This is a genomic window from Streptomyces monomycini, from assembly GCF_022271435.1.
Classification (GTDB): Bacteria; Actinomycetota; Actinomycetes; order Streptomycetales; family Streptomycetaceae; genus Streptomyces; species Streptomyces monomycini.
In genome coordinates, this window is sequence record NZ_JAFIQY010000067.1 from 14,297 (window position 1) to 30,343 (window position 16,047).

A 16,047-nucleotide genomic window follows, 5' to 3' on the forward strand; every position below is an offset into this window, starting at 1 on the left:
GGCGGCGAACCGGCTGGAGGCCGGCTGCCGTACCAGTCGGAAGGGCACAGCCCCGCCCTGAGCTCATTAGAGTCGGCGAGATGGTGACACCGGCGCTGCGAGCCCGCACATGGAGCGGTCAGACCTTCGACCACCCCACCGAGGAGACCCTGTTCGACCTGCTGAGCGAGATGAATCTGCGCCACCGCTGCCTGACCGTGGAACGCCTTACCACCGAGCCGTCCGGCCAGCACTACATGCAGGTCCGCCTCAATGACGACTGGAGCTGCCATCTGGAATACCGGGACGGCGGACCCGAACAGCGCTTCCAGGCCCACGTACCGGGCCCGTTCGAGATGGCCGGACACGACATCGCGGCTCGTGTCCTCACCTCCTGGGCCTTCGGCGTCCCCGGGTGGAAGGAAGCTCTTCCATGGATACAGGGCCAGGACCCTCACGGCCAGCCCTAGAGATCGTCTTCAAAGGGTCGGATCCAGAGCAGGAGTGAGGCGATGGTGACGGTGGCTTGGTAGGACTCGCGGGTCTTGTCGTAGCGGGTGGCCAGGCCTCGCCATTGCTTGAGTTTCTGGAAGCAGCGCTCGACCACGTTGCGTTTGCGGTAGATCCGGCCGTTGAAGCCGGGTGGCCGGCCGCCCCTGGAACCTCGTCGCAGACGGCCGGTCGCCTGATCGATCCGTTCGGGGATGGTGTGTGCGATGCCTCGTTGCCGCAGGTAGCAGCGGATCTTGCGGGAGCTGTATCCCTTGTCGGCGATCAGATGGTCGGGGCGGGTACGCGGCCGTCCCGGCCCCAGCCGTGGGACCTGGACGTCGGCCATCACGGCCTCGAAGCGGGTGGAGTCGTTGGTGTTCCCGCCGGACAGGACGAAGCCGAGGGGCCGGCCCCGGCCGTCGCAGGCCAGATGAATTTTGGTGCTCAGTCCGCCCCGGGACCGGCCCAGGGCGTGATCTGCCGCTTCGTCCCGGTCGACGGCCCCCTTTTACCGCCGGCGGCGTGCTGGTGAGCGCGCACGATCGTGGAATCCACCGACACAAGCCACTCGATGTCCCCGGCAGCGTCCCGCTCGGCCTGGACGGCCCGCAGCATGCGAGAGAAGGTGCCGTCCAGAGCCCAGCGGCGAAACCGGGTGTACAGGGTCTGCCAGGACCCGTACCGCTCGGGCACATCCCGCCAGGCACAGCCCGTACGCAGCTTCCACACGATGCCGTTCAGCACCACCCGGTCATCCACCCGGGGCCGGCCGGCTGTCCCGGACTCGGGTAACAGCCGCGTCAGCACGGCCCATTCAGCATCGGAGAGTTCATGACGGCGCACCACGACAACCATGATTCATTACGCAAGATGATCTTTGAAGACGCTCCCTAGAGGCGCAGCGCAACCAGACCCGCGTCACTGCTGCTTACAGGCCTGCCTGCGGGCCCGGTCAACTCGCCGCACTGTGTCGTCCGTCCTCGCCCCGGGCACCGCTGCGGTGTACCTCAGACGGCACTGCGCCCCGGAGGAGGCGAGCAAGGCAGCGAAGACGACTGTGCGCGCTGTCGCCGCCGACAGGCGGCGTGCTGGACGCTGGCTGCCGAGGCGCGCAAAATCCTGCTGGCGAAGTGCGGCGGCTCCGGGGCAGCGAGGACCCTGCCCGATCAGGGGGCGGTGTGGGCTTGACCTTGGGGGTGGTGGATCAGGTCAGGCCGCCGAGGTCGAGGTGGCGGCGGGCGCGGGTGACGGCGACGTAGGCGAGGCGGGCGTCGGCTGCGTCGATCGGCGGGGGTACGGGGCGGCCGTGCTCGTCTGTGTCGCCGGTGTCGCGCGGTGGCTGGACGTCCTCGGCGATGCGGACGGCGGGCCATTCGCGGCCCTTGGCCTTGTGGGCGGTCGAGACGGTCACCTCGGCCTGGTCTTCGGGCACGAGCTGGTGGACGGCGGTGAGGATGGCGTCGGTGCCGTGGGCATCGACCAGGTCGACCAGCGGTTGCAGGTCGCGGCCGGCCGGGTCGTGGGCGGCGTAGTCCTGCAGTTCGCCCCAGCAGGTGAACAGCACCAGTTCCGGGTGGTGGGTGCGGCGGCCCTCTTTGAGGTCGCGGGCGGCCAGGGCCAGGGTCCGCAGGCTCTCCCCTCCCCCGGCCAGGGCCACCCGGTAGCCGAGCGTGAGCTGCTGCAGGACTTCACCCAGGGCGCCGACGTTGGTGCGGCACAGTACGGCATCCGCGCCGTTGCCGGTGCCGATGGTGGTGGGCACCGTGTCGCTGCCCGTCAGGCGCAGAGGTGAGTCAGCGAGGCTGAGCCAGCGGATGGCTTCCCGAGCCAGGTGGGGGCCGAAGCGAAAGGAGCGGGACAGCGCCAGGGCGGTGCCGTCGAAGCCGGTCATGACTTCTTGGGCGCCGCGCCAGTGGTAGATGGCCTGGGCGGAGTCGCCGACCATGACCAGCTGGGCGTGGTCCCGCTGGGCGGTGAAGACCTGTTCGACGACGGGGTTGGTGTCCTGGGCCTCGTCCAGCAGGAGGAAGTCGGCGTCCAGGCGGGGGCGGGTCAGGGCCCAGATCTTCAGGTAGTGGTCGTGGTCGAAGCGGACGATGCCGTTGTCGGGGCGCTGCAGGTCGGTCCATGCCTTGTGGGCGAACGGGGTGAGGTAGTGGGCGAGTTCGGCGTGCAGCGCCGGATCTTCGAGGCCGCGCAGCGGGGGGACGTGGTGGTGGGTGAGGGCGGGGTCGGCGAAGTGGCAGAAGCGGGTCACGGTGCGCAGGACGGTGTAGGAGAGGGTCTTGGGCGTCAGCAGGCGTTCGCCGATCTGCAGCACCTTGGTCAGGCCGAGGTCCTGGGCGGTGTGCCAGGCGGGGCGGCGGGGGCGTTCAGGCGGCCGGCGTAGCGGTGGCCGGTGGCGGCGAAGGCCAGGGCGTGGGCGGTTTTGCAGGTGACGGTGGCGGCGCCGTGGGCAATGGCGCGGTTGTAGGCGAGGTAGCGTCCGCGGCGCCGGGTGCCGTGGGCAAGGAGGGCGAGGGTGGTGGTCTTGCCGGTGCCGGCGCCGGCCTGCAGGGCCAGGTGGTCGCCGGCCTGGAAGCGGTCCGCCGCGGCGGCCTGTTCGTCGGTGGGCTTCATGGTCGGGGCTCCGGTGGTGAGGGGCGCCTGGCGGTCCGGTAACGCGTCGCAGGCCGCTGGAGAACGTGGCGGTCCGCAGATGGCGGAGTCGGCGCGAGCGAGGACGCTTTCGGACGCGGAGGAGACGGGCGCTGAAGTGATGCGCTCGGTGTTACGGCCGGGCGCGGTGGTGGCGGGCGGTGGTGGGCAGGCGCGGGTGGATGTACTGGTGGTGCAGGAGCGGGTCGAAGGGCTCCCACTGTGTGCAGGCGGTGTCGGCGGCGGCCGGGGCGGCGGCGTGATCGGGGCAGCGCTGCGCGCGCCAGCGCAGCTGCTCGCTGTAGGGCAGGCGGGTCAGGTCGTAGACGGCCATGACAGTGTCGGGCAGGGGCAGCTGGCCGGTGGCCGGGGCGGCGGGCAGCAGGGCCCAGGTGCCTGGCGGGGTGTCCGGGGCCAGGAGGGGGTGGGTGCAGCGGTGGCGGTTGCGGGCCTGGGCCACGCACCGCAGGTCCTCGACAGGGCACGGGGCGAGGTAGCGCACGTACAGGAGGCGGACGACGGGGCGGGCCGGGCGGCAGGCGGTGGTGGGCGGGGCCGGCTCGGCGGACGGCGGCGGAAGGGCTCCGGCGTCCTTGAGGCGTCGGGTGCGCAGGGCCAGGCGGCGCCGGAGGTCGCGTAGTTGGGGTGTGGGGTCGGGCGGGGCGGTGTGGGCGGGGCACAGGCTCTGGTGGGTGATGCGGCACCAGGCGCTGCCGTCGCCGGCGGGATGGGCGATGCCGCAGCTCAGGTGCCAGCGCTCGTCAGCGGGGACGACGGGCGCAGGACAGTTCTCAGCAGGGTGCAGCGGGACCGGGCGGCCGTTGGCGCGGCAGCACCACTCGAGGGGATTGCCGCAGTGACGGCACCGGTCGCACTGGGCGCTGCGCAGCAGCAAGCTGGGGCTGTCGGCGGCCACGCGCAGCCAGCGCCGGGGACGGGCGGTGCGGCGGGGGCTGCCGTCCCAGTGGCGGCCGCCGGGCGGTGAAGAGCGCATGGCGGCGAAGGTCGCAGGCGACACGCCCCGGGCGGCTCATCATGGCCAGGCAGGTCCCCCGGACGGCCGCAGCAGGCCGGACGGGTGTGCGAGGCGTCGGTCTGGCGTTCCCCACCGGCCGCCGGTTCGAATGATGCTGCCAGCGGAGGCGCGCGGCACCGCCGGCCGGTCAGCCAGGAGTGTCGGCGGGAGGCTCGTGGGTGGCTCAGAGGGCGGCGAAGAGCCGGTCGAACGGGGTGCCCAGGGCGTGGGCGAGGGCATGCCAGGTCTTGAGGGTGCCGATGGTGCGGCCCTGCTCGATTTCGATGAGGGTGCGGCGGGCCAGGCCGCTGCGGGCGGCGAGTTCGTCGTACGTCCAGCGCCGCTCGGCCCTCAGCCGCGCCAGTTCCAGGCGCAGCGCGGTGAGGTTCGGGTCGGGCGGGAAGATCGTCACCCCACCATCCGAAGGGGCAGACCCCTGCCCTGTCAGTGCAGACCTCTGCCCTATTTGTGCAGGTGAGGCACCGAAAGCGACTCAGCGGGAGGGCAGAGGTCTGCACTACGGTGCGGCCGACCCCCGTCCGCGACCGGCCGGGACGAAAGCCATGAGCGGTATGGACCAGGAAGGAAGCGGACCCGTGAGGCGCTCCCCCACGCACACTGCGGTGCGGCGCACCTGGACCGTGGAGCTACGCCCCCAGCCGAGCGGCCCGGTACTCGACTGCCCCTCCTGCATGCCTCGCACCCGCCCGCTGCTGGCCGAAACGGCACGTTCGGCAGCCCTGCACCATCTGGCCCAGCACGCCCGCGAAGACGCCCTGCCACTGCACCTGCGCACCTGCCAGTGCCAGACGCGCGGCTGCCGCTGGCACCCGCCGCACCGCGGCTGCACCGGCCCCGTCCTGCTTGTCCTGGCACGAGACTGCGGCGGACGCCGATGGCGACTGGCCGATACCTGCGCCGCCTGCGCGGCGGCAACCCCCCAGGCCGCCGCGGTACCCGACACCCTGCTCGCCCACCCGGTCGCCCCCGCCGCGCCCGGCCGCCCGGCCACAGGCCGTCCAGGGCCGGGTGAGCGGGAGCGCGTCAGGGAAATGCTCACCTACCTGGCCGCCGCGCTCCCCCGCTTCGGCTCCCCCACCGCCCGGCTGCTCCCCCAGCAAGGTGCTCTACGCGCCGATCACCACGGGCGTGCCCGTCTGCCCAGCGGGCTTCTGCGCGGGATGCGGCTGGGCGGCAACGCCGTGCCCTGGCACGAATTGACCCACGCCGGCCGGCTGCGCCCCACGGCGAGCACGAAGACCAACCACACCGGCGTGACGGCGCAGCTACTGGATTCCGCCGTCTTCACCCAGGCCCCCACTCGCAGCGACCGAGCACGCGCCGCTCGCTGGGCCCTGCACCCCGTACCTTTGGCCATTGCCCGCGGGGTTCCGCCGGCCGTCCATCTGGCCGCGCTGGCCCTCGCTGCCCACACCGCCCTGCGCACCGGCAGCGCCGAGACCGGACAACTCACCCGGCTCACCGGGCTTCCCCTCACGCAGGTGGAAGACCTCCTCGACCGCCTGGTCCTCACACGCGTCCTTGACTCTTGGCACCACGACGTCTGTAGCGAAGGTCTGCGGTGGCGTCTGCCCCCTCGCGCCACCTGAACCTCCATGCCCGGCGGTGCCTCGAACCCAACCGAGCTTCACTGTCATCGCCCAAGGTGTACCTCAAATTCCGCGTCCCACCGTGCCGCGAGGAGGGTTCGCGGTCGGCCGCCGACCTCGCACAGCGTCTGAACGTCCCCGACACCACCGGGTCGGCTGCGGCGAGGGCGAAGAGCCGGGCGCCCCTCCCACATCACCGGTAGGCACCTCCACAGCGAGACGAGTTGACGGCTACATCGCCCGACCGGTCTTCGCGCACTCCGGCACTTCCGGCTGCCCCGACGGGAAGCTCTTCAACGGTCTTCACGCGAAACTTGTCAAGCGCCACGAGGCAACGCGCTATGCCAGCATCCGGTCCTCGTCGAACCCGAGCTCCTCTTCGATGTCCAGCTCGGCGGCGGCATGCCACCGGACGACGTCAGGCCATGACGAGGCTGTCATCCGGCGGAGGCCCTCGAACGCCTGCGGTGCACCGATTTCGCCCAGCGAGGCAATCGCCTTCTGGCACAGCCAGTACGCCGGCGCGTCCTCACTCGCCGAACGCTCCGCAACACGAAACAGGCAGGCCACTGCACTGGCTCCCCCGACCTCCCCCAGGATCTCCACAAGGTCTTCTGCATTGCATCCCGGGGCGCCCGAATCGAGGATCCCTTGGACAACTCCATCAAGGCCAGCCACGCGCAGAGGAGCAGCAAGATTGGTGAACTTCCCAACCCTGGTCCAGTCTCCCGCCTCAGCGGCTTCGCGAATCCAGGAGACGACGGAGCCATACGTCTCGGGATACCGGTCTGCGACAGCTCTGGCGTCCTGTTCCGTAAGGAAGCCGTTCACGAGCGACTCCACCAGGTCCGCCTGTGGCTTTCCGTCTTCTGCGTACGTCACCACTCCACCACCCTTCCTGATTTGGCGATTCCAGAATTGAACCCTCGGCCCGGGCGACGGTGCGGCAGGCCACTTCCCGGACACCGCACTTGGCGTAGGTTGCGCGTTCATCGGCCTCAGCCGATGCCGTGCGGCGGTCATGGCGGCGGGCCTCGGTGCCGCCGCACCGGTCGCTACTACCGCTCGTCGCCCGGCTTCGTCAAGGCCGCCACGGTGTAGGCGCCCAGCTTCCGATAGGCCGGCCGCCCGGACAGACCCATTTACCCGTGGTGCACCCGGTCCGCTCCGAGCGGGTCTCAGCGGTCCGCAGGATGCGGCGCTCGAAGACCGGGCGCTACCTGATGTCTCGCCGCCGAAGAGTTAACGACCCGTGCCGCATTTCCACGGGTAGCGGGTCTTCGCTCGACCGCCTACAGCAAAAATCGCTTTCCTGGTACGTCGGTTACACCGCGCGCCCTTCTCGCCGCGGAAGTCCCTGAAACCCGTGACCCGGCGGGGACGGGCTGGGAGGACAGCGGCTACGTCTTCAGCCACCCCGACGGTGGCCCGGTCGAAGGGTCCACCCTCACCCGGCACTTCAACACCCTGCTCCGCCAAGCCGGACTCCGCCGCATCCGGTTCCACGGCCTCCGCCACTCGACCACGACCCTCCTGCTGAAGCAAGGGGTGCAACTCGTCGTGATCAAGGAGCTGCTGGGACACGCCCGCATCGCCGTCACCGTCACCGTCTACGCCCACGTCCGGCTCCGCCTTCAACGCGACGCCATCGGCCTCCTCGGACTCGCCCTCCGCGCTCCCGTCAACACCAGAAACCGGCCCGATGACGGCAACGAACCGCCGCTCTGCGCAGCCCCCGTCCGCTGACGTTGCCGTCAACTACTGCCGTCACGGCACGCTGAAGCCCCGCCAGGCACCGGGCGGTTTCTAGGGATCGTCGCAACACGTGGTTGTGTTGATCAGGCCGCGAGTAGTTTATGCAGGCGCTCGGCTGGGGTTTCCCAGTCGAGCGTTTTGCGTGGGCGGCCGTTGAGCTGGGCGGCGACGGCGTCGAGGTGCTCGCGGGTGTGGACGGGCAGGTCGGTTCCCTTGGGAAAGTATTGCCGGAGCAGGCCGTTGGTGTTTTTGTTCGAGCCGCGCTGCCAGGGGCTGGCCGGGTCGCAGCAATAGACGAGGATGTCCGTGGCGAGGGTGAAGCTGCGGTGGGCGGCCATCTCTGCGCCCTGGTCCCAAGTCAGGGACTGTTTCAGGTGTTGCGGGAGCCTCTGTGCGGTCTTTGTCAGGACGTCGCGGACGCTGGCTGCGATGTGGTCGGTGGGCAGGTGCAGGAGCATCACGTAGCGGGTGCCGCGTTCGACGAGGGTGCCGATCGCCGAGCCGCTGTCCTTGCCGATGATCAGGTCGCCTTCCCCGTGGCCGGGCACGGCCCGGTCGTCCGCTTCGACGGGCCGTTCACTGATCATGACCATGGGATCGGTGAAGCGGGGCTGGCGGCAGTTGGCCTGGCGGTGCGGCCTGCGGCGAGCGCGTCCACTGCGCAGGGCGCCCGCCACCTCCCGCCGTAGCCGGCCGCGTCCTTGCACGTAGAGCGCCTGGTAGACCATTTCATGGACCACGTGCATCTCCGGCCGGTGAGGGAACTGTCTGCGCAGAGCCTGACAGATCTGTTCCGGGCTCCACCGCTCATCCAGGCCCGCCTGGACGGCGTCCCGCAGCTCGGGGTTCTGACTGATCTTCCGCGGTTTCGGCCGTGGCCTGCGGCCATCGGCGCGGGCCTGGGCGGCGAACGGCCGGCAGTGCCACTGCTTGCGGGTGCCGTCGGTGCGGTCGCGCCGGACCTCCCGGCTGACGGTGGAAGGACCGCGGCCCAGTTCGGCGGCGATCGACCGGATGGAGACCTTCTCCCGGAGCCGGTCAGCGATGTGGAGGCGCTCACGCTCCGACAGATAACGCGAGCGCACTTCCACGGCCACGGCTGCGGCTGCGGCTGCGGCTGCGGGCACCCGGTCCTGGAGAACGGGTGCCCGCCTGGTGTGGACGCGCTCCTGATCGGGGCGGCGCGTCGCCTGGGCCGCTGGCGGTCTGAGCCGCTGAGAACCTCACCGGCCATTGCGCCATTCACGTCCGGTGCGCTCGTTCACACCGACCGCCGCGGACGCTTCCTTGCTGGTGTAACCCGCCTTCACGAGCCGGAAGTATTCCGCCCGCTCAGCATGGAGCTTCCTACGCCCCTGAGCCGATCGGACCTTACGGACCTCGAAGTCCATCGCACCCCTTGAGCTGGGGTGTCGCGACGACCACTGGAACCCAAGCCGCCTGACGGGGCTTCATATGTGCGCGCACGCGAACTACTGGCCCCCGATGGACTGGCGGAATCTCCGCACCTCGAAGATGGTCGTCGACCATTCAGAAATTTGGTTCCCCTCCTCGTCAACCAAACTTCGAGCCTCCACATACCGCCAAGGCTCTTGCGGATTGAACTCTTCTTCGAGGCCATCCAGGAAGATGATCGAGTTCTGCACGTGGACAGCTTCCCCTTCCCTGTAAATGGGCCAGCAGAAGATGAAGTTAGCGGTCTCCGGGTTCGTGATCGAAGAGATGAGGCACGAGGTCGAATTCTCGCTCGCCTCAAGCTCCCTCAGGGCTCTCTCCCAACTTCGAGAGTAGTCAGCCACCGTCCAGAAGCTCAGGTCCATCGGGAATGATTCTGAGAAATCCCCGACCGTGACCCTGCCGGCTGCCCCGGAAGGCGACGAGACACCACCCTCCAAGGCGGGATCGCCGATCACTTCGATCGCGAATCGGTTATTCCTTGAGATAGTTGAGGTCTGGGTCATAAGTACCGATCCGTTGGCCCTTGCGGTTGAACATCTTCCAGCCGTCCGACACATTATGCCCGTCAACATCTGGCGTGATGTAGTTCTTCCCGTTCGAGAAAACCACCTGTCCGTGCGAATTGAACGGGGCCTTCTGCGCAGGGATTCTCGTCCTGTACCCAAGGGCCCCCGCCCTGTCCCCTACGGTTCCGGCGTACAACTCCCGGTTCTGCGCACTTCGCGCGGCTACCGAGTCCGGATGATAGGGATCACCCTTGAGTGCCGGGGAAGACGTGTACCCCTCAGGAAGATCGCAGTTGCTGTTGTGAACGAGAACTGGCGTCTGACCAGCGAGTACATAGTACGTGTGCACGCCCTCGACCGTCAGGTCGTACGTTCGCTGCTGCCTCTCGTATTGGCGAACTGCAGAGACCTCAGCCGCACCTTCCGTGGGAGACAGCAGCCGCGCACCAGAGTGAAGATCCCCGGCCTCCACCCATCTTTCCTTCTCGGAAACCCAGAAGGGATGGTTACCCGTAGCGGTCACGACCCCCTTGCCGCCATCCCCTTTCACCTCGATCTCAGCAAATTCCTTGTCGTCTTCTGTGCGGATCACCGCGACAACCGGGCGGGTTTTCGTTTCGCCGGTGACAGGGTCGGTCACTCTGACCTCATCGCCCAGCTCGACGTCCTTGATGTGCTTGGTTTTCCCGTTGGCAAGCAGCACATCGGTGTCACCCAGGAAGCTGTGGCAGGGACCGGACCTGCCGCCGGATCTCGCCGCACCCTTCAGCCCTCTCATCGCGGACACGGGGCCGGCTCCCGCACGATCAGTACCAACAAGCTTCATCACGCCAGAGATGAAGATCTCGTAGAAGTAATCCCTGGCCTTCTTGCTGCAGTCTTCCACGTCGCTGCACGCTGCCAGAGCCAGTCCGGCAGCAACGTAGGCAGGCAGCGGCTCCAAGTTCCTTTCATACTGCGCTTCCATCTTTTTCAGAGGAGCATCGAGTGCCTCGAAGAATCGGTGGGGAACTTCTTCACCCTTGGAGATGGGGTAGCTCATTCCCGTATTGCCGATGGGGTAGGACTGCGACTTTGAGGAACCGCTGCCGGTATACCTGCTCTGACTTCGTTCGTACTGCTGCCTTCCCCACTCGACGTTGTCGGTGGTTCCGCAGCCGTGCGGGCAGCCGTGGCCGCCGGGCGCGTACCCGGCGCAGGCTCCGGGGTTCTCGCAGCCGCCGGGCATCAGGCCGGTGGGGTCGGGGAAGGTGGCGGGGTTGTTGTTGCCGTAGGTGTAGCCGTTGATCTGCTGGGGGTCGGCCAGGTCCATGACCGGGTCGACGGAGAGGAACCGGCCGATGGCGGGGTCGTATTCGCGGGCGCCGAGGTGGACCAGGCCGGTGTCACCGGTGTCGTCGGTGCCGCCGACGAAGCCCTTGGTGCCGGGCCAGGTCTTCGGGGCGGTGCCGCGGGGGCTGCCGAAGGGGGTGGTGCGGCGCTGCTGCAGGGCCAGGTCGGCGGTGGTGACGGCGAGTTGGCCGGTGTCCTGGTGGTCGGCGAGGGTGACGGTGTAGGTGCCGTCGTCGGCCAGGACGGCCTGGTGGCCGCCGCCGAGCGGGAGGTAGCGGGTGGCTTCGGCCTTGGCGGCGTCCTTGCGCAGGGCCAGTTCGGTGGTGCCGAGGTAGAGGGTGGTTTTGGCGGGGGTGCGGGCGATCAGGCGGGCGCCGTCGGCGTCGTAGAGGTAGGTGGTGGTCTGCTTGGCGCCGCCGTCCTTGGCGGGCTGGGTGACTTGTTCCAGGTGGCCTTCGGCGTCCCAGGTCAGGCTCTGTTCGTCGCCGCCGAGGATGCGGCTGGTGGTGTTGCCGGAGGGGTCGTAGCCGTAGGTGTCCTTGGCGATGCCGGTGGGGCCGGTGGTGGTGACGGACGACAGGGTGTGCGACTGGGGCTTGCCGGGGCCGGGGTAGGCGTACGTCCTGATGGTGTCCTTGGCCGCGTCCCCCGCGGGGTCGTGCTGGGTTTCGGTGAGGCGGTTGCCCACCTTGTCGTAGGTGTAGCTCTGCCAGTACGGGGCCGGGCCGCCCAGGAGCTTGGCAGCCGGGGCCTGGGCGCAGGTCTTGTCGCCCTGGGCCCAGGCCTGGCTCAGGCGGCGCAGGTGGTCGTAGGTGAAGCACTGGGTGTCGGTGCCGGTGCGCGAGACATCCGAGACGGCGGTGACGTTGCCGGCCGGGTCGTAGCCGTAGGTGGCATGCCGGTCGACGCCGGGCTGGTCCTGGCGGTCGACGCGGGCGGTGGAAAGGCGCTGGGTGCCCCATTCGTAGGTGTTGGTGGCCCAGGTCTTCTTGATGCCGTAGGTGTCATTGGTGCCGCCGATCTGGTACTGCAGGGCCTTGCCGGTCAGGGAGTAGGTGACGTCGGCGCGTACGCCGCGGCCGTCGTAGACGGCGAGGGGGCGCAGGGTCTGGTCCTGGTAGGTGTAGCTCCAGCCGCCGCCGGGCAGGGAGCCGGCCGCGGAGTAGCCGCGGCTGCCGACCAGGCCGCCGGCGCGGTAGGCGGTGGTGTCGCTGTAGGTGCCGGCCAGGGCGCCTTCGGCGGGCGGGATGACGGTGGCGGCGCGCTGGATGCGGTAGAGGCGGTCGTACTGGGTGACCTTGCGGGTGTAGGGCTGGCCGTTGACGTAGCGGGTGGCCTCGGCGAGCTGGCCCTTGGCGCCGGGCAGGGTGTCGTAGACCCATCTGGCGCGCAGGGGGCCGTCGGCGCTCTTCTCGCGCAGGGCAATCTTGCGGCCGAGGTTGTCGTAGACGGTGGCCAGGGTGGTGCCGCGGTCGTCGGTGGTGGTGGTCTGCTGGCCGCGGTCGTCGAAGGTGGCGGTGGTGGTGCCCTTGTCGGGGTCGGTGGTGCGGATCTGGCGGCCGAGCTGGTCGTAGGCGTAGGTCCAGGTGTTGCCGGCCGGGTCGGTGACGGTGGCGAGCTGTCCGGCGGGGGTGCGGGTGTAGCGGGTGGTGTCGTAGGGGGCGTCGGCGGTGCGGGTGTGGTGCTGGCGCAGTTCGGTGGCCTGGCCGCGGGCGTCGGTGAGGGTGGTGGTGACGGTGGCGCCTTCGGGCGGGATGACGGTGGTGCGGTCGCCGCCGTAGCGGGTTTGGGTGACGGCCAGGACGGTGCCGCCGTCGCCGTTTCCGGCGATCTGGCGGGCTTCGGTCTCGCGGCCGAGGCCGTCGTAGATGTGGCGGGTCTGGCTTTCAACGCTCAGGGCGTTGTCAGGGGCGAAGAGGGCGGGCGTGGGGGCGCCGGTGGTGTAGTAGGGGGCGAAGGTCTTGGCGGTCAGGCCGCGTTCGTCGTAGAAGGTGTCGCTCAGCAGCCGGCCGCCGTCGGGGCCGGGGGCCTGGGTCTGGCGCGGGTGCTGGAAGCCGTCGAAGAGGGTGTAGGCGGTCAGATGTTTGCCGCCGTCCTCGTCGAGGGTGCGGGTGGTGACCGCGACGGGTTGGCCTTCTTCGATGCGGTAGCCGAACTGGTAGCTCGGCAGGAGGTCGGTGCGGCGGTCGGGCAGCCAGACCTTCAGGGCGCGGCCGAGGGCGTCGTAGGCGAAGGTGGTGCGTTTGCCGTTGGTGTCGGTGGTGGCGGTCGGCTGGCCGCGCAGCGGGTCGGTTTCGGTGGTGGTGGTCTGGGCGGTGGTGGCGTCGCCGTCGGTGGCGGGCGGGCCGGTCTGTGTGGTGGTGGCCGGGAAGCCGGTGGCGGGGGTGTAGGTGGTTGTGGTGGTGCGGCCGTCGGTGCGCGGGGTGCGCGCGGGGGTGGCGTCGCCGCGGGCGGTGAGGTCGGCGCTGAGGTCGGTGGTGGTCAGGGGCCGGCCGTAGGTGTCGAAGGTGGCGCCGGATTCGAGGTAGGCGGCGGCGGTGCCGTCGTGTTTCTTGAGGGTGGCGGTGGCGGTGGCGTCGCCCTTGACGGGGGCGGTGCCGTAGGGGGCGTTGTCGTAGGCGGTGCGCTGGTCGCTCAGGACGTCCGTGGCGCGGTCGGGGGTGGCGGCGCACTTGACGGCGACGGTCTCGACGCGGGAGGGCGTGGTGAGGATGTTCTTGTCAGTGTTGGTGGCGTAGGTGGTGCGGGTGCACTGGTCGTCGGCGGCGGAGGTCTCGTCGGCGAGGTCCTCGTGCTGAGTGGCGCGGCCGGCCACCGTCTCGAAGGTGGTGGCCTGGTCGGTGGTGCGCCACTTGGTGCCGGCGCCGTCGTCGAGGGAGGTGAAGGTGCGGGTGTGGGCGGTGCCGGTGAGGTTGGCGGTGATGGTGCCCCAGGCGCGGACCTTCTTGGCGGTCTCGTGGTGCCAGGGGCGGTTGACGGTCTTGGTCAGGACCTTGCCGCCGGGGCCAGGGCCGGAGTAAGTGGCGGTCTTGTAGGCGTAGCCGGCTGCGGCGGGGTGGTCGGTGAGGGGGTCGCCTTCGCCGTCGGCGAGGGCGAGGGTGACGGTTTTGGTGCCGCCTGCGGTGTCCTTGCGGTCGCCGTCCATGCCGCGCAGGAAGTAGGTGTCGGCCTGGGTCTTCATGCCGTCGGCGCCCTGGCCGCCGGTCTTGACGCGGACGTGGCCGTAGCCGCGCCACTGCGACCAGGTCTTGAACTTCTCCTTGGTCAGGCCGTCGTCATCGTCGAAGTGCCAGGCGGCATCGCCCAGGTACTCGTAGCGGGTGACCTGGTCGGGGGCGCCGCCGGTGCGGTCGGTGGCGGTCACGGAGGTGACGAGGTACTTGTTGAACCACTGCCGGTCCGGGTCGTCGCTGGCGGTGCCGCCGATGTACTGGGGATAGCAGCGGGTGGTGTTGGTCTGCGGAGTGGGCAGTTTGTCGAAGCTGCAGGCGGGGGCGGAGTAGTTGACGTCGAGCTGGCCGCCGGATTCGTCGGCGACGGTGGTCAGGCGGGACTTGATGAAGGGGGCATAGCCGTCGCCGGTCTTGTCCAGGCGGTTGGCGAGCTGGGTGTAGGCCAGGGTGGTCTTCGGCAGGGTGACGGCGGGGGCGGCACTGTGGCCGGTGTGCTCGATGGCGTCGAGCAGGAGCTGGTAGTCGACGTCGGCGCTGCCCCAGCGGTGGCTGAGCGCCCAGGAGTCGATCTTGGCGTAGGCGTTGTCCTTGAGGACCTCGGTGGTGACGGCGGTCAGGCGTTTGCGGGTCCAGAAGGTGGGGCTGGAGCGGCCGTTGTCGCACTTGGTGGCGGCCTTGCAGTCCAGGTCCCAGGGGGTGTCGTACCAGTAGAAGGCCTTGGCGTCGATGGTGTCGGGCTCGCAGGTGACGCCGGCCTGGGGCAGGCAGCGCTCGGCGCTGGTGTAGTTCACCCGGGCCAGGGGCTTGTTGGCGTAGAGGTCGGCGGCCTGCTGGCCGTAGTCGGTGCGCTTGAGGTAGCCGCCGCGGGTGTAGGGGGTGTCGTCGTCTTCCTTGAGGTTGCGGCCGTAGGAGTTGGTCTCCTTGCCGTAGAAGTAGGAGACGGCATTGCCGTGGGTGTCGACGATGTAGTCGAGGTTCCAGCGCCAGGCCTGTTGGCACCAGGCGTCCTTGAAGGCCGCGGCGTGGCAGGGCTCGCCGCTGTCGTCACCGAAGACCGGGACGGTCCAGGTGGAGTCGGTGGTTTCCTTGCCCGCGCTCCAGCCGGGCAGGCGGTGGTAGCCGAAGTAGTAGCGGGTGCCCTTGGGGTCGGTCAGTTCCCAGTACTCGTTGTCGTTGTCGCCGTTGGCGCGGTCGGTGGAGGTGAGCTTTTTGATGCGGGTGCCGTCGTCGCCCTTGAGCTTCCAGGTGTTGTCGCCGGCGGGCACGAGTTCGCCGGCCTTGCCGTTGAACGTCAGGAAGGCGTTGTCGTAGCCCCAGCACAGGTCGGCGGGCTTCTTTCCGTCGGCGTTCTTGACGTCGTCATCAGCGCAGGGCTTGTAGCGGCGCTCGACGAAGCCGGGCCACATCTCGAAGCCGTCGCCGGCCCAGGATGCCTGATTGTTGGTGCTGCCGGTGCGGCCGTCGAGGGCACCGGAGGTGTAGGACAGGCCGACGGTGGGCTTGAGGCCGCCGGGCACATCGGGCACCGGCATGGGGTAGGACCAGGCGAAGTCGCCGGTGTTGAGGTTGGTCTTCCAGCTGGCCGACGGCGACAGCGAGGTGGCCTTGTAGTCGCTCTTGTCGCCCTTGTCCGCGGCGGCAGCCGCCAGGACGGTCGGCGCCCCTTGGCGCAGCCCGACGGCGGAGGCAGTGAGGGTGTGCCGTTCGGTGTCGTTGGCCGTGGGCAGTGGGGTGGCGGTGCGGCACGCTGGTTTGTCGGGGGTGGTCAGGGCGCAGGCGGGCAGCTGCAACAGTCCCAGGCGGGAGGCGTAGCCGCCGCCGAAGGCTCCGGCGAAGTCGGCGTAGTTGACGGTGACGCCGACTGCGGCCGTGCCGGGGGCGGCTGCCGCGGTCTTCGCGGCGGGCTGGGGGGTGAGGGTGAACAGCAGGCCGTCCAGGCCCGCGCGCTGGGCGCGCTGGTGGTCCAGGACCTGGGCGGTGACGGCGGCGGGGGCCGCGGTGCGGGCCGCCGCGGCGGTGCCGGCGGCCTTGCCGGCGCCGGGCTGCGGGGCGCGGGTGAGGCTGAGCGGCAGGCCCGCGGCCTCGGCAGG

8 protein-coding genes and 3 pseudogenes are annotated in these 16,047 nt (G+C 69.7%); 3 read left to right on the top strand and 8 right to left on the bottom strand.

From position 1 onward, the window contains the following. Nucleotides 1–80 precede the first annotated feature (80 nt). On the top strand, nucleotides 81–449 hold the full coding sequence (locus JXZ78_RS38765; protein ID WP_030017621.1) for a hypothetical protein: 369 nt from the start codon (nucleotides 81–83) through the stop codon (nucleotides 447–449). Here JXZ78_RS38765 and JXZ78_RS38770 read toward each other — a convergent pair. The 4 genes and pseudogenes from JXZ78_RS38770 to JXZ78_RS38785 form a co-directional block, all read right to left on the bottom strand. After that, nucleotides 446–1,326 (bottom strand): IS5 family transposase gene (locus JXZ78_RS38770; protein WP_372498489.1). Its coding sequence is split into 2 segments (ribosomal slippage): nucleotides 446–951 and nucleotides 951–1,326, totalling 882 coding nucleotides; the frame shifts between segments, so codons are not numbered across the junction. The genes JXZ78_RS38765 and JXZ78_RS38770 overlap by 4 nt on opposite strands. Nucleotides 1,327–1,675: 349 nt before the next feature. Further along, nucleotides 1,676–3,090, bottom strand: a pseudogene (locus tag JXZ78_RS38775) (UvrD-helicase domain-containing protein). A gap of 151 nt (nucleotides 3,091–3,241) precedes the next feature. After that, nucleotides 3,242–4,102 (bottom strand): DUF6083 domain-containing protein, encoded by an 861-nt coding sequence (locus JXZ78_RS38780; RefSeq protein WP_033037038.1) that lies wholly within the window; start codon nucleotides 4,100–4,102, stop codon nucleotides 3,242–3,244. A 205-nt stretch (nucleotides 4,103–4,307) separates the two neighbouring features. Then, a complete protein-coding gene (locus tag JXZ78_RS38785; protein ID WP_030017617.1) occupies nucleotides 4,308–4,535 on the bottom strand; it encodes a helix-turn-helix transcriptional regulator in 228 nt (75 codons plus the stop codon). 280 nt (nucleotides 4,536–4,815) lie between these two features. On the opposite strand from JXZ78_RS38785, the gene JXZ78_RS38790 reads away from it, so the two are divergent. Beyond that, nucleotides 4,816–5,733, top strand: a complete 918-nt coding sequence (locus JXZ78_RS38790) for a hypothetical protein (RefSeq protein ID WP_238783682.1) — start codon at nucleotides 4,816–4,818, stop codon at nucleotides 5,731–5,733. A gap of 339 nt (nucleotides 5,734–6,072) precedes the next feature. On the opposite strand, the gene JXZ78_RS38795 is transcribed toward JXZ78_RS38790, so the two are convergent. Beyond that, complete coding sequence (locus JXZ78_RS38795) at nucleotides 6,073–6,615, bottom strand: HEAT repeat domain-containing protein (RefSeq protein ID WP_157851448.1); 543 nt, start codon at nucleotides 6,613–6,615, stop codon at nucleotides 6,073–6,075. A 483-nt stretch (nucleotides 6,616–7,098) separates the two neighbouring features. On the opposite strand from JXZ78_RS38795, the pseudogene JXZ78_RS38800 reads away from it, so the two are divergent. Next, nucleotides 7,099–7,479: pseudogene (locus JXZ78_RS38800) on the top strand (tyrosine-type recombinase/integrase); the annotation flags it as partial. Between the two features lie 92 nt (nucleotides 7,480–7,571). Here JXZ78_RS38800 and JXZ78_RS38805 read toward each other — a convergent pair. The 3 genes and pseudogenes from JXZ78_RS38805 to JXZ78_RS38815 form a co-directional block, all read right to left on the bottom strand. After that, nucleotides 7,572–8,879: pseudogene (locus tag JXZ78_RS38805) on the bottom strand (IS30 family transposase). An 81-nt stretch (nucleotides 8,880–8,960) separates the two neighbouring features. After that, nucleotides 8,961–9,449, bottom strand: coding sequence for a hypothetical protein (locus JXZ78_RS38810; protein ID WP_238783684.1), 489 nt, complete (start codon nucleotides 9,447–9,449; stop codon nucleotides 8,961–8,963). Beyond that, the coding region (locus tag JXZ78_RS38815) for a toxin C-terminal domain-containing protein (protein ID WP_372498490.1) at nucleotides 9,418–16,047 on the bottom strand (6,630 nt) is incomplete at its 5' end. The genes JXZ78_RS38815 and JXZ78_RS38810, both read right to left, overlap by 32 nt.

Excerpts from the sequence above, each read along its gene's own strand:
- JXZ78_RS38780 (WP_033037038.1), bottom strand. The coding sequence starts at position 4,102 with ATGCGCTCTTCACCGCCCGGCGGCCGCCACTGGGACGGCAGCCCCCGC.
- JXZ78_RS38810 (WP_238783684.1), bottom strand. The coding sequence starts at position 9,449 with ATGACCCAGACCTCAACTATCTCAAGGAATAACCGATTCGCGATCGAA.
- JXZ78_RS38790 (WP_238783682.1), top strand. The coding sequence starts at position 4,816 with ATGCCTCGCACCCGCCCGCTGCTGGCCGAAACGGCACGTTCGGCAGCC.
- JXZ78_RS38765 (WP_030017621.1), top strand. The coding sequence starts at position 81 with ATGGTGACACCGGCGCTGCGAGCCCGCACATGGAGCGGTCAGACCTTC.